Source organism: Streptomyces sp. NPDC127068 (assembly GCF_042724695.1).
GTDB lineage: Bacteria > Actinomycetota > Actinomycetes > Streptomycetales > Streptomycetaceae > Streptomyces.
Genome location: NZ_JBHXEN010000098.1, coordinates 1 through 12,960 on the forward strand (window position 1 = coordinate 1; position 12,960 = coordinate 12,960).

Annotated in this window: 15 protein-coding genes and 1 pseudogene; 7 read left to right on the forward strand and 9 right to left on the reverse strand. The window is 68.1% G+C overall.

Annotation, left to right across the window (positions count from 1 at the left end; all coding sequences use genetic code 11):
• Both ACFWIA_RS34445 and ACFWIA_RS34450 read right to left on the reverse strand, forming a co-directional pair.
• Positions 1-203: ATP-binding cassette domain-containing protein (locus ACFWIA_RS34445; RefSeq protein ID WP_387011216.1), on the reverse strand; the 203-nt coding region annotated here is incomplete at its 3' end.
• Between the two features lie 12 nt (positions 204-215).
• On the reverse strand, positions 216-881 hold the full coding sequence (locus tag ACFWIA_RS34450; RefSeq protein ID WP_387011217.1) for a DUF4097 family beta strand repeat-containing protein: 666 nt from the start codon (positions 879-881) through the stop codon (positions 216-218).
• Between the two features lie 236 nt (positions 882-1,117).
• On the opposite strand from ACFWIA_RS34450, the gene ACFWIA_RS34455 reads away from it, so the two are divergent.
• Positions 1,118-1,852: a helix-turn-helix domain-containing protein gene (locus ACFWIA_RS34455; RefSeq protein WP_387011218.1), complete on the forward strand. Its 735-nt coding sequence runs from the start codon at positions 1,118-1,120 to the stop codon at positions 1,850-1,852.
• A 180-nt stretch (positions 1,853-2,032) separates the two neighbouring features.
• On the opposite strand, the pseudogene ACFWIA_RS34460 reads toward ACFWIA_RS34455, so the two are convergent.
• Positions 2,033-2,161: pseudogene (locus ACFWIA_RS34460) on the reverse strand (LysR family transcriptional regulator); the annotation flags it as partial.
• Positions 2,162-2,275: 114 nt separating this feature from the next.
• Here ACFWIA_RS34460 and ACFWIA_RS34465 point away from each other — a divergent pair.
• Positions 2,276-2,830: a GNAT family N-acetyltransferase gene (locus ACFWIA_RS34465; protein ID WP_387011219.1), complete on the forward strand. Its 555-nt coding sequence runs from the start codon at positions 2,276-2,278 to the stop codon at positions 2,828-2,830.
• 75 nt (positions 2,831-2,905) lie between these two features.
• Here the strand turns inward: ACFWIA_RS34465 and ACFWIA_RS34470 are convergent, their stop codons facing one another.
• The gene (locus ACFWIA_RS34470) at positions 2,906-4,111 is read right to left on the reverse strand and encodes an MFS transporter (RefSeq protein WP_387011220.1); all 1,206 of its coding nucleotides are present in this window, start codon (positions 4,109-4,111) and stop codon (positions 2,906-2,908) included.
• A 92-nt stretch (positions 4,112-4,203) separates the two neighbouring features.
• Here ACFWIA_RS34470 and ACFWIA_RS34475 point away from each other — a divergent pair, with 92 nt between their 5' ends.
• Positions 4,204-4,575: a MerR family transcriptional regulator gene (locus tag ACFWIA_RS34475; RefSeq protein ID WP_387011221.1), complete on the forward strand. Its 372-nt coding sequence runs from the start codon at positions 4,204-4,206 to the stop codon at positions 4,573-4,575.
• Between the two features lie 46 nt (positions 4,576-4,621).
• Here ACFWIA_RS34475 and dnaB read toward each other — a convergent pair whose 3' ends face one another.
• The gene (dnaB, locus tag ACFWIA_RS34480; RefSeq protein WP_387011222.1) at positions 4,622-6,127 is read right to left on the reverse strand and encodes a replicative DNA helicase; all 1,506 of its coding nucleotides are present in this window, start codon (positions 6,125-6,127) and stop codon (positions 4,622-4,624) included.
• Positions 6,128-6,577: 450 nt separating this feature from the next.
• Between dnaB and ACFWIA_RS34485 the strand changes: the two genes are divergently transcribed.
• A complete protein-coding gene (locus ACFWIA_RS34485; protein WP_387011223.1) occupies positions 6,578-7,924 on the forward strand; it encodes an MATE family efflux transporter in 1,347 nt (448 codons plus the stop codon).
• A 153-nt stretch (positions 7,925-8,077) separates the two neighbouring features.
• On the opposite strand, the gene rplI is transcribed toward ACFWIA_RS34485, so the two are convergent.
• From rplI to rpsF, 4 genes are all read right to left on the reverse strand, one after another.
• Positions 8,078-8,524: a 50S ribosomal protein L9 gene (rplI, locus tag ACFWIA_RS34490; RefSeq protein ID WP_385496406.1), complete on the reverse strand. Its 447-nt coding sequence runs from the start codon at positions 8,522-8,524 to the stop codon at positions 8,078-8,080.
• An 18-nt stretch (positions 8,525-8,542) separates the two neighbouring features.
• Entirely contained in the window at positions 8,543-8,779 is a 237-nt protein-coding gene (gene rpsR / locus ACFWIA_RS34495) for a 30S ribosomal protein S18 (protein WP_003949403.1), read from the reverse strand.
• 44 nt (positions 8,780-8,823) lie between these two features.
• Positions 8,824-9,426: a single-stranded DNA-binding protein gene (locus ACFWIA_RS34500; RefSeq protein WP_387011224.1), complete on the reverse strand. Its 603-nt coding sequence runs from the start codon at positions 9,424-9,426 to the stop codon at positions 8,824-8,826.
• A 72-nt stretch (positions 9,427-9,498) separates the two neighbouring features.
• Complete coding sequence (gene rpsF / locus ACFWIA_RS34505) at positions 9,499-9,789, reverse strand: 30S ribosomal protein S6 (protein ID WP_006604399.1); 291 nt, start codon at positions 9,787-9,789, stop codon at positions 9,499-9,501.
• Between the two features lie 260 nt (positions 9,790-10,049).
• On the opposite strand from rpsF, the gene ACFWIA_RS34510 reads away from it, so the two are divergent.
• The 3 genes from ACFWIA_RS34510 to ACFWIA_RS34520 all read left to right on the forward strand — a co-directional run bounded on the left by ACFWIA_RS34510 (position 10,050) and on the right by ACFWIA_RS34520 (position 12,782).
• Positions 10,050-10,364, forward strand: a complete 315-nt coding sequence (locus tag ACFWIA_RS34510) for a hypothetical protein (RefSeq protein WP_387011225.1) — start codon at positions 10,050-10,052, stop codon at positions 10,362-10,364.
• A gap of 157 nt (positions 10,365-10,521) precedes the next feature.
• Positions 10,522-11,643 (forward strand): lipid II:glycine glycyltransferase FemX, encoded by a 1,122-nt coding sequence (locus ACFWIA_RS34515; protein WP_385496403.1) that lies wholly within the window; start codon positions 10,522-10,524, stop codon positions 11,641-11,643.
• 107 nt (positions 11,644-11,750) lie between these two features.
• A complete protein-coding gene (locus ACFWIA_RS34520) occupies positions 11,751-12,782 on the forward strand; it encodes an alanine racemase (RefSeq protein ID WP_385496402.1) in 1,032 nt (343 codons plus the stop codon).
• Positions 12,783-12,960: the final 178 nt, after the last annotated feature.

Below are 12,960 nucleotides of genomic sequence, written 5' to 3' on the forward strand. Positions count from 1 at the left end.
CCGCCGACCCGCACGGCACCCGTGCCCGGGCCGGCGGAGACGAGGGTGGAGAGGATCTTCACGACGGTGGTCTTTCCCGCACCGTTCGGGCCGAGTAGGGAGAAGACCGTTCCTTCAGGGACGGCTATGTCCACGCCGTCGAGGACGACCTTGTCACCGTAGGACTTGCGCAGTCCGTCAGCCGCGATGGCCAGCTTGGTCATGATCGGTGGTCCTCAGAGGCTGCGGGCGTGGACGTCGCCCTGGGTGGTGGTCGCGTGGATGTTCAGAGCGGCGGTGCCGTCGGCGTTGCGGAGCGCGTTGTGGATCCGGCCGCGGTCGGTCCCGGCGTCCAGGGCGGCGCTCACACCGCGGGCGGCGCCGATCGACACGTCGCCGGCCACGGTGCTCAGCCTGACGAGGCCGCGCATGGCCTCGGCGACGCGGATGTCGCCCTTCTGGGTGCTGATCTCCGCGGGGCCGCCCAGGCAGCCGACCGAGACGTCGCCGGCCAGGAGGGTGAGGTGGGCGCTCGCCGTCTCGTCGAGCTTGACGGAGCCGTGCGCGCCCTCGAAGACGACGTCACCGAGCCGTCCGACGCCCCGGAACTCGACGCTGGCCGCCTTCGCCTCGACCCGGGACCCGGCGGGCAGCTGGACCGTCACCTCGATGACGCCGGAGCTGCCGAGCACCCGGTTCTTCACCGAGGACTCGATGCGCAGGACGCCGTCGCCGTACTCGACCGTGGTCCGCTCCGCCGCCTTCACGTCACGACCGTTCGAAGGGTCCGCGGGCAGGACCTCGACCGCGGTGTCGGACCGCTCGGCAGCGATCAGCTGGATGCGTCCCACGGAGATGTCGAGGACGGCGGTGACCGGGGCGGGGGTGTCGAACTTCTGCATGGTGGTCTCTCCTGTGCTTGTCGATCGCCTGTCGTTTCTGACATCGCAAACGCTACGTTGCATTCACGGATCGAGCAACACATTCGTTGCACTCGACAGACATCAATGCAGGTAGAAGCATCAATATCGTTGCATCGACTGCGTTTCTAACGCAACGACAGATCCCCAATCCGTTGCATTGAATAGAGATTGAACGCTATGCTGACGGCACTCAGGAAGTACGGAAGGAGATCGCGATGCCGGGAGGCAGGCTCACCCAGCAGGACCGCCAGCAGATCGCACTGGGGCTGGCCGACGGCCTCCCCTACGCGGAGATCGCCAGACGCATCGATCGTCCGACCTCGACGATCACGCGTGAGGTGATGCGCAACGGCGGCCCCGCCACCTACCGCGCCGACCTGGCCCACCGCGCCACCGAACGCCGCACCCAACGGCGCAAGCCGGCAGCACCCCGGGGGAACCATGCACCCCCGCAGGCCCACGGCCGCGATGCCGAGGCCGTGCGCGAATACGAGGAGGCCTTCACCACGCTCCTCATGCAATCGGGCCTGCCCAAGATGATGGCGCGGGTGCTCACCTGCCTCTACACCACCGACGCGGGCAGCCTCACCGCGTCCGAACTGGTCCAGCACCTCCAGGTCAGCCCGGCGTCCATCTCCAAAGCGGTCGCGTTCCTCGAAAGCCAGGGCCTCATCCGCCGGGAACGCGACGAAGGCCGCCGGGAGCGCTACGCCGTCGACAACGACGTCTGGTACCAGTCGATGGTGGCCGGCGCCCGGTCCCACGCCCGGCTAGCCGAGACCGCCCGGCAGGGCGTCAGCGTCCTCGGCCCCGACACCCCGGCCGCCGCCCGCCTGGAGGGCATCGCCCGCTTCGTCGACTTCGTCGGCGAAAGCATCACCCGCGCCGCGGAGCAGGCCCGCGAAGTCCTCTACACGGGAGCCGAAGCGGACTCGGACGGCACCGCCTGATCAACCGGTGGTGGCCCCGACCTCCCGGGCAGCAGCAAGGTAAGCACGCGCCAGCGGCCGTCCGTCGTCCCGGCGGACGGCCACCACCCCGCCGATCCGGGGCGGTCGACCGCCCCGGGCGTCCAGGGCGAGCCAGTGGTCCCGCAGCGGGCCGGCGTCCGGAGGAAGCGCGCGGAAGGGCTCCTCCAGCACCCGGATCTGCTTGCTGAGAGCGGGTTGGGAGACGAACAGCCGCTCGGCGGCGCGGGTGAAGCTCAACTCCCCGGCGACCGAGGCGAAGTAGTGCAGGTCCCGTCCGTGGACGTTCATCACTCATGGCTATCACAACGGGACTTGCGCGCGACGGCGATACGACGGCCGAGGGGGAGGGCTCCCGGGGGCCGGGTTTCAACCCGGTGGGACGGTGTCTGGCAGGATCGATCCGTGGCTCAACACCCGGTGCACCTGAGCAGAATCGAGTTCGCCGACTGGCGAGCCGTCCACTCCTGGGCGTCCCTGGCCCAGGTCTGCCGCTTCCAGGCCTGGGGACCGAACTCCGAAGAGCAGACCCGCGCGTTCGTGGCGACCGCGGCCGATGCCTGGTCCCGCACACCTCAGCAGCGGTTCGCCTACGTGGCGCGTGTCGACGGCGACCCGGTCGGCATGGGGGAGCTCCACGTACGGAGCCGGGGCCAACGCCAAGGCGAGATCACCTACGTGGTGCATCCCGGGGTCTGGGGCCGGGGCGTCGGAACGGCCATCGGCCGGGAACTACTGGCGCGGGGGTTCGAGGAACTCGCACTGCACCGCGTCTACGCCACCTGCGACCCGCGGAACCTCGGGTCGGCACGGGTGCTCAGCAAACTCGGCATGACACACGAGGGACGTCATCGTCACACCGCGCTGATCCGGGACGGCTGGCGGGACTCCGAGATGTTCAGCATCCTCGAAGAGGAGTGGCGAGCGGACGCCCCCGCCTCCCGGCCCCTGCCCGGATGAGGTGTTGTCCCACCACAGGGTCCTGAAGGACGGTCTCCAAGCCATGGCACTTCTTGGGTCGCGGGCAGCGGTGGTTCAGCGCCTGCCGAGTTCCCCCTTGGTGAACCCGTGTTCGCGCGCCGTGAGCACAGTGGCGAGCGCAGGGACGAGCAGTGCGAGCGCGACCCAGCTCAGCCAGGGTGCATCCCCTCCGCTGAGGACGAGGCCTCCGACGATGCCACCACCGGCGATTCCGACGTTCCATCCGGTGGTGAGGAGTGCTTGGGCGACATCGCCGGCGTCGCCTGCTGCTTCGGCGACTGCGGTCTGCAACAGGGTGGAGGTGCCGCCGAACGCGAGCCCCCAGAGCGCCGTGCTGGCGTAGACGAGCGTAGGCACGCCGGAGAAGATGCCGAGCAGCAGCGTGCATGTCGCGAAGAGCGCACACGCGAGGATCATGAGGAGACGCAGGTGCCGATGGACGAGCGCTCCGGCGATCCAGATGCTCACCAGCGACACCAGGCCGAAGGTGAGCAGCACGGCGTCGACTTGACCTGCCATGCCGAGCGGCGTGAGGAACGGGGCGATGTAGGTGTAGAGGATGCTGTGGGCGAGCACGAACGTGAGGGTCACGAGGAGCACGGGCGCTACGCCGGGAATGCGGAAGGTACGGGTGAGCGGGAGCCGTGAGCCCTTGGGCTGTCCGGGGAAGCTCGGCACCGCCGCGACGACCCACACGATCAACGCGAGCGTGAGGACGGTCATGATCCCGAACGCGTATCGCCACTCGACGAGCTTGGCCAGAAGCGCCGCAGCAGGAACTCCGACGGACAGGGCAACGATTGCGCCCGCCATCGCGATCGCCATTGCCTTGCCGCGCTGATGGGGGAGGACCATCCGTACCGCGTACCCGGCCAACAGCGCCCAGAGCAACCCGCCGACGATGCCGCCGAGGAACCGGGCGGCTAGCGTAAGTGCGAAGCTCTCGGAGAGCGCGGTGGCGGTGTTGGCGATCGCGAGTCCTGCGATCGCCACCAGCAGCAGGTGTCGGCGGGGCCAGCCGATCGTCGCCTTGGTGAGCGGGATCGCGGCGAGGATCGCCCCGATCGCGAAGACGGTGACGCTCTGCCCGGCAGCACTCTCGCTCACACCCAGGTCTCGGCTCATCTCGGGAAGCATCCCGGCGGGCATCGTCTCGGTCAGGAGGGTGATGAACCCGGTGGCGGCCAAGGCCAGAAGACCCGCCAGCGGGAGCCGGGCGTTCGTTATCGAGCGAGGTGTCAGAGCATCTGGTCGTGTCATAGCCTTACCATCGATGGGTGACATCAGTGTGAAGGTCAACTCGGTGTGCGCCGAGTCACAGAACGCCAGCCACAGGGGGCGAGGAGAGGGATATGCGGATCGGTGAGCTGTCGACGCGCACCCGGACTCCGATGAGGTTGCTGCGCTACTACGAGCAGCAGGAACTGATCGAGGCGAATCGACTGCCCAACGGATACCGGGACTATGAGGAGTACGTCGTTGACCGGGTTCTCCAGGTCCGAGGCCTGCTCGATGTAGGGCTACCCACACGGATCATCAAGCAGATCCTGCCCTGCCTGAACACCCCCCGCACGATCCACCTGCCCTACGTCACGCCAGACATGGTCGCCACGCTCGAACGCGAACGCGATCGCATGGCCGAAAAGATCGAATGTCTCACCAAGAACCACCGAGCCATCACCGACTACCTCGACGCCGTGCGCCGCAATATCCGAGCCTCCTAACCGATGCCGGGTCTGCCAAGGCTCTTGAGGTCCTACAGTTCCCGCCCTACGTCTGGGCCATGTCCACGAAGCGGGAGTAGTGACCCTGGAACGCGACCGTGATCGTCGCGGTGGGACCGTTTCGGTGCTTGGCCACGATCAGGTCGGCCTCACCCGCACGGGGTGACTCCTTCTCGTAGGCGTCCTCCCGGTGCAGCAGGATCACCATGTCGGCGTCCTGCTCGATGGAGCCCGACTCGCGGAGGTCGGACACCATGGGCTTCTTGTCGGTGCGCTGCTCGGGGCCACGGTTCAGCTGGGAGAGGGCGATCACCGGGACCTCCAGCTCCTTGGCGAGGAGCTTCAGGTTCCGGGACATGTCCGAGACCTCCTGCTGGCGGCTCTCGGCCCGCTTCGAACCGCCCGACTGCATCAGCTGGAGGTAGTCGATGACGACCAGTCTGAGGTCGTTGCGCTGCTTCAGCCGGCGGCACTTGGCACGGATCTCCATCATCGACAGGTTCGGCGAGTCGTCGATGTACAGCGGGGCCGCCGAGACGTCGGGCATCCGGCGGGCCAGCCGGGTCCAGTCGTCGTCGGTCATCGTGCCGGACCGCATGTGGTGCAGCGCCACCCGGGCCTCGGCGGACAGCAGACGCATCGCGATCTCGTTGCGCCCCATTTCGAGGGAGAAGATCACGCTCGGCAGGTTGTTCTTGATGGAGGCCGCACGGGCGAAGTCCAGGGCGAGCGTCGACTTTCCCATCGCGGGCCGGGCCGCGATGACGATCATCTGGCCGGGGTGCAGCCCGTTGGTGAGGGAGTCGAAGTCGGTGAAGCCGGTCGGCACACCGGTCATCTCGCCGCTGCGCGAGCCGATCGCCTCGATCTCGTCGAGCGCGCCCTCCATGATGTCGCCGAGCGGCAGGTAGTCCTCGCTGGTGCGCTGTTCGGTGACGGCGTAGATCTCCGCCTGTGCGCTGTTGACGATCTCGTCGACGTCCCCGTCGGCCGCGTACCCCATCTGCGTGATGCGGGTGCCCGCCTCGACCAGGCGGCGCAGCACGGCCCGTTCGTGGACGATCTCGGCGTAGTACTCGGCGTTGGCGGCGGTGGGCACCGTCTGGACCAGGCCGTGCAGGTAGGAGGCACCACCGACCCGGGTGATCTCCCCGCGTTTGACGAGCTCCGCCGCGACGGTGATGGGGTCGGCCGGCTCGCCCTTGGCGTAGAGGTCCAGGATCGCCTGGTAGATCGTCTCGTGCGCGGGCCGGTAGAAGTCGTGGCCCTTGATGACCTCGACGACGTCGGCGATGGCGTCCTTGGACAGCAGCATGCCGCCGAGCACGGACTGTTCGGCGTCGAGGTCCTGCGGCGGCACCCGTTCGAACGCCGGTCCGGCGCCGTCCCAGGCTCCTTCACCGCCGCGGTCGTGGCGATCGTCCCGACCGCGACCGCGGCCCCGGCCGCCGTCATGGTCACGGTCTCGGTCACCACGCTGACGGGAGACGGGTAGACGGTCACTGGGACCGCTGTCGGCCCACGGCTCGTCCAAGGGCTCGGAAATGCTCACCGGGCCACCTCCTCCCGTCCGCCGAGCGGACCTCGCCGTGCCCCTCATTCCTACGGCACGACACTGACAAATGTGAGGCCCGACTCCAGCTGCGACGCGTCGGTTTTGCGAGGATTCCGACGCCGGGGGACAGGACGGGCGCCGGACCACGGTAGGCCCGCGGCCACCGTCAGCCAATCTGGTTATCCACAGGCTCTGTGGATAACAGCCCTCACGCTGTGGAGAAACCGCCGAAACCTGTGCACGAGCCGGTGGACAGTCCTGTGAACAAGCCCTCGTCCCTCTTCATCAACCCCGCCTGACCTGGCCTTTTACCATCCACCGGCTGTGCAGAAGAAAAACTTTCCCGAGCGGACCAAGATCTGCGGAAACTCCACGACACCAGGCGCCACACGCTCACCAATGTAAGGACTCATAGCTAGTTGCATCTCTTACCTGTGGACGATTACCTTGGTGCCCATGACACAGGCCCCCGTGACGAGCAAGGCTGCCCGGCGCCGGCACGACCGCGAGATCGTCACCCTGGCCGTGCCCGCCTTCGGCGCACTCGTCGCCGAGCCCCTGTTCCTGATGGCCGACAGTGCGATCGTCGGCCACCTCGGCACCGCACAACTCGCCGGACTCGCCATCGCCTCGGCCCTGTTGTTGACCGCGGTGAGCGTCTTCGTCTTCCTCGCGTACGCCACCACCGCCACCGTCTCCCGCAAGGTCGGCGCGGGCGATCTCCAAGGAGCCATACGTCAGGGCGTCGACGGGGTCTGGCTCGCCATCCTGCTCGGGGTGGTCGTCACCGCCCTCACCCTGCCCACGGCTCCCGCCCTGGTCCAGCTCTTCGGCGCCTCCGACACGGCCGCTCCCTACGCACTGACCTATCTACGGATCTCGGCCCTCGGCATCCCCGCCATGCTGATCGTCCTGGCCGCAACCGGCATCCTCCGGGGTCTCCAGAACACCAAGACCCCGCTGTACGTCGCCATCGGCGGCTTCGTGGCGAACGCGGTGCTCAATGTGGTTCTCGTCTACGGCGCGGGCTTCGGCATCGCCGGTTCCGCCTGGGGCACGGTCATCGCCCAGTGGGGCATGGCCGCCGTCTACGGCTACGTGGTCGTCCGAGGAGCCCGGCGCCACGGTGCTTCCCTACGGCCGGACGCGGCGGGCATACGCGCCAGCGCCTGGACCGGAGCCCCGCTCCTCGTACGCACGCTCTCGCTCCGGTTGATCATGATCATCGCCACCGCCGTGGCCGCACGGCTCGGCGACGCGGACGTGGCAGCGCACCAGATCGTGGTGAACCTGTGGACCCTGCTCGCCTTCGCCCTCGACGCGATCGCCATCGCCGGTCAAGCCATCATCGGCCGCTATCTGGGGGCGAACGACCCCGAAGGGGCCAAGGCCGTCTGCCGTCGGATGGTGGAGTGGGGAGTGATCTCCGGCATCGTCCTGGGCGCCCTGGTCGTCCTCACCAGTCCGCTGTACATCCCACTGTTCAGTAGCGATTCCGCGGTGCGGGACGCCGCTCTTCCCGCGCTGATCGTGATCGCCGTCGCCCAACCGATCTGCGGCATCGTCTTCGTCCTCGATGGAGTTCTCATGGGAGCCGGAGACGGCCCCTACCTCGCGGGCGCCATGGTGATCACCCTGGTGGCCTTCCTCCCGATGGTGCTCCTCGTCCCGGTTCTCGACGGCGGTCTCACCGCCGTCTGGGTCGCGATGAGCCTGATGATGGTGGTGCGCATGCTAACGCTCTGGCTGCGCTCTCGATCCGGCCGCTGGATCGTGACGGGCGCCACCCGCTGAACGACAAACGCCACCCGCTGAGCACCGCATGTTTCACGTGAAACCGGACGTCGGGGTACCTCGCCAGCCGGCGGGCCCGGACGAACGAGTGGGGCCACACCCCGAAGGGTGTGGCCCCACTCGTTGAGCGTGAAGGCTCAGTGCAGCACGGCCTCAGGCCGCGACGACCTCGACGTTGACCTTGGCGGCCACCTCGGGGTGCAGACGCACGGACGTCGCGTGGGCGCCCAGCGTCTTGATCGGCGAGCCCAGCTCGATGCGGCGCTTGTCGACCTCGGGACCGCCCGCAGCCTTGATCGCCGAGGCGACGTCGGCCGGGGTGACGGAACCGAAGAGACGACCGGCGTCGCCGGAGCGGACGGCCAGACGGACCTTGACACCTTCGAGGCGGGCCTTGATCTCGTTGGCCTGCTCGATGGTGGCGATCTCGTGGATCTTGCGGGCGCGGCGGATCTGCGCCACGTCCTTCTCGCCACCCTTGGTCCAGCGGATCGCGAAGTTCCGCGGGATCAGGTAGTTGCGAGCGTAACCGTCCTTGACGTCAACGACGTCGCCAGCGGTACCGAGGCCGGAGACCTCGTGGGTGAGGATGATCTTCATGTGTCGGTCACCCTTCCCTTATCGCGCGGTGGACGTGTAGGGCAGCAGCGCCATCTCACGGCTGTTCTTCACGGCCGTGGCGACGTCACGCTGGTGCTGCGTGCAGTTGCCGGTCACGCGGCGGGCACGGATCTTGCCGCGGTCGGAAATGAACTTCCGCAGCATGTTCGTGTCCTTGTAGTCCACGTACGTGACCTTGTCCTTGCAGAATGCGCAGACCTTCTTCTTCGGCTTGCGCACAGGCGGCTTCGCCATGGTGATTCTCCTGTGTGATCAAGAAGTGGGGTACGGGCCCGCCCTTAGAAGGGGGGCTCGTCCGAGTAGCCGCCGCCACTGCCGCCGCTGGAGCTTCCGCCCCAACCGCCACCGCCGCTGCCGCCCTGCTGCTGCTGACCGCCACCGGACGGAGCTCCGGTCGCCCAGGGATCGTCGGCGGGAGCGCCGCCGCCCTGCTGCTGACCGCCACCGGGGCCGCCGCCCCAGTTGCCGCCCTGCTGGCCGCCACCGCCGCCGCCGTACCCGCCCTGGCCGCCGCGACCGGTGGTCTTGGTGACCTTGGCCGTGGCGTTCTTCAGGCTGGGGCCGACTTCCTCGACGTCCAGCTCGTAGACCGTGCGCTTGACACCCTCACGGTCCTCGTACGACCGCTGCTTCAGCCGGCCCTGCACGACTACGCGCATGCCTCGCTGAAGCGACTCTGCGACGTTCTCCGCCGCCTGACGCCAGACCGAGCAGGTGAGGAACAGGCTCTCGCCGTCCTTCCACTCATTGGTCTGCTTGTCAAAGGTGCGGGGCGTGGACGCGACACGGAACTTCGCGACCGCCGCACCGGAGGGGGTGAAGCGCAGCTCGGGGTCTTCGACAAGATTGCCGACGACCGTGATGACGGTCTCGCCTGCCATGGGGAACCTCTCGGCGATTGCTGCTGGCTGCTTGTGCTGCTACTCGATGCCCGGAACCGCTGAGCCGGTGGCTCAGTGGGTCTCGGGACGGAGGACCTTGGTCCGGAGGACCGACTCGTTCAGGTTCATCTGTCGGTCGAGCTCCTTGACGACCGCAGGCTCAGCCTGGAGGTCGATGACCGAGTAGATGCCCTCGGGCTTCTTCTTGATCTCGTACGAGAGCCGACGACGGCCCCAGGTGTCGACCTTCTCCACCTTGCCGTTGCCCTCGCGGACCACGGAAAGGAAGTTCTCGATCAGGGGGGAGACAGCGCGCTCCTCCAGATCGGGGTCGAGGATGACCATCACCTCGTAGTGACGCATGTGGAACCCACCTCCTCTGGACTCAACGGCCACGGTCGTTCCGTGGCAGGAGGGTTGTGATGCGTACGCAACGGTATCGGCCACCACTGACAGTCAGGTCCCTCGGCGGGACCGGGCAGCTCACGGGCAGACACCGGTGCAGACGGTACAGACTACCCGCACACCCGCTTCCGGTTGAAATCCGGCGGTACCCCGTCGCACTCTGTATGCATCGGGTAGTAGGGCGCTACCACGCGCCGCCCTTCCGCAGGAGGTGCCCCATGGCACAGGCAATGCGACCGAACACCGGTGTCTCGATCATCGCCACCGACGGCAAGCCCCATCCGCTCCAGGACACGCTCGTCGTGGTCACCCTGGTCCTGGGCCTGACGGCGGCCATCAGCTCGATCTGGAGCGATCTGCACCTGCTCAGCTCCTGGGCCGGCCTGGCCGGCATCCTGCTGGGCGGATACGGCCAGTACATCTCGGAGACCACCCGCGAACGGTTCGGCCTGATCCTGGGTCTCGGCGCCTCGGCCTTCGGTTTCTTCATCGGCATGGCCCACGGTGGTCTCTTCGGCGGCCTCATCGGCTGACGGGCCCGCGGTCGCTCGCCCGTCAGTCGACGAGGCCCGCATCCGCGGAACAGGCAGTACGGGCCAGTCGGGGCGCTCCCCGGGCGCAGTAGGCTTCGGCGCGAGAGCCGGAGCCCCTGTCAGCATGGGGACATACGAGCCCGAGGAGCGCCCCCGCATGAGCCTGACCCTGAGGACCATCAGCCGAGAGCAGCATCTGGCCTACATCCAGAGCCTGCCCTCGGCAAGCCACATGCAGGTCCCGGCCTGGGCTGACGTCAAGGCCGAGTGGCGCTCCGAGAGTCTCGGGTGGTTCGACCCGAGAACCGGTGCGATGGTGGGCGCCGGTCTGGTGCTGTACCGGCAACTCCCCAAGATCAAGCGCTATCTCGCGTATCTGCCCGAGGGCCCGGTCATCAACTGGTTCGCTCCGAACCTGGACGACTGGCTGCGGCCGATGCTCGCGCACCTGAAGCAACAGGGTGCGTTCTCCGTGAAGATGGGCCCGCCGGTGATCATCCGCCGCTGGGAGTCCACGTCCATCAAGAGGGGCATCCAGGACCCGGACGTCAAGCGACTGCGGGACGTCGAGGCCGACTTCATCGAGCCGCGCGCCTTCGAGGTGGCCGACCGGCTGCGTCGCATGGGGTGGCAGCAGGGTGAGGACGGCGGTGCCGGCTTCGGTGACGTGCAGCCCCGCTACATCTTCCAGGTGCCGCTCGCGAACCGGTCCCTGGAGGACGTCCACAAGGGCTTCAACCAGTTGTGGCGACGGAACATCAAGAAGGCCGAGAAGGCGGGCGTCGAGGTCGTCCAGGGCGGTTACCACGACCTGGAGGAGTGGCAGCGGCTGTACGAGATCACCGCCGTCCGCGACCGCTTCCGGCCGCGTCCCCTTTCGTACTTCCAGCGCATGTGGACGACCCTCAACACCGAGGACCCCAACCGCATGCGCCTGTACTTCGCGCGCCACGGTCACGACAACCTGGCGGCGGCGACGATGCTCGTGGTCGGCGGACACGTCTGGTACTCGTACGGGGCGTCCGACAACAAGGGCCGGGAGTTCCGTCCGTCGAACGCCATGCAGTGGCGCATGCTGCGGGACGCCTACGCGCTCGGGGCGACCGTCTACGACCTGCGGGGCATTTCGGACTCGTTGGACGAGTCCGACCACCTCTTCGGGTTGATCCAGTTCAAGGTCGGTACCGGCGGGCAGGCCGCCGAGTACCTGGGCGAGTGGGACTTCCCGCTGAACAAGCTGCTCCACAAGGCCCTCGACATCTACATGTCGCGTCGCTGAGCCGCCCGCTCGTCCCCTCCGGTGTGCCGGCGATCCGGGGCACTTGGCAGAATCCTGTCCATTATCTCTGTTTCACGGCAGCCACGAGAAAGGTTCCGGGACCGGCCATGGCGCTCACGCTCAATGTCGATACCGCGCGCTGGCGGGCACATCACAAGCACGTGCTCGAACAGTTCCCGGGCATCGTCCCGGTGTGCAAGGGCAACGGATACGGGTTCGGTCACGAACGGCTCGCCGAGGAGGCCACCCGTTTCGGCTCGGACGTCCTCGCCGTGGGAACCACCTACGAAGCCGCGCGGATCAAGGACTGGTTCAGTGGTGACCTGCTGGTCCTGACCCCGTTCCGACGGGGCGAGGAACCGGTGCCGCTGCCCGACCGGGTGATCCGTTCGGTGTCCTCGGTGGACGGCGTGCACGGCCTGGTGGGTGCCCGTGTCGTCATCGAGGTCATGTCGACGATGAAGCGGCACGGGGTGAGCGAGCAGGACCTCCCGCAGCTGCACGCCGCGATCGAGGACGTCCGGCTGGAGGGCTTCGCCATCCACCTGCCGCTGGACCGCGCCGACGGCTCGGACGCCGTCGAGGAGGTCATCGGATGGATGGACCGACTCCGCGCGGCCCGGCTGCCGTTGCACACGATGTTCGTCAGCCACCTGCGGGCGGAGGAGCTGGCCCGGCTCCAGCAGCAGTTCCCGCAGACCCGGTTCCGCGCGCGGATCGGTACGCGCCTGTGGCTGGGGGACCACGACGCCACGGAGTACCGCGGCGCGGTCCTCGACGTCACCCGGGTGGCCAAGGGCGAGCGCTTCGGCTACCGCCAGCAGAAGGTGGCCTCCGACGGCTATCTGGTGGTCGTCGCCGGTGGCACCTCGCACGGGGTGGGCCTGGAGGCCCCGAAGGCCCTGCACGGAGTGATGCCCCGGGCCAAGGGGGTGGCCCGCGCGGGACTGGCGACGGTGAACCGCAACCTCTCGCCGTTCGTGTGGGGTGGCAAGCAGCGCTGGTTCGCGGAGCCCCCGCACATGCAGGTGTCGATCCTGTTCGTGCCCTCGGACGCACCCGAGCCGAGGGTGGGCGACGAGTTGGTGGCGCACCTGCGGCACACCACCACTCAGTTCGACCGCCTCGTGGAGCGCTGAGCCGGTTCCCGGCGGCCTTGCTGTCCGAGGCTCCGGTCGGCGCCCCCTGATCGCTCAGGGGCCCGCAGGAGGCCCACGGGCGGCTGCGGGGCACGCGAGGGGGCCGGGCCGCACCGCGCAGACCACCGTTCCGGGTCCCCGACGCGGTACGGGTGAGGGCGGCACACGATCTGATCGG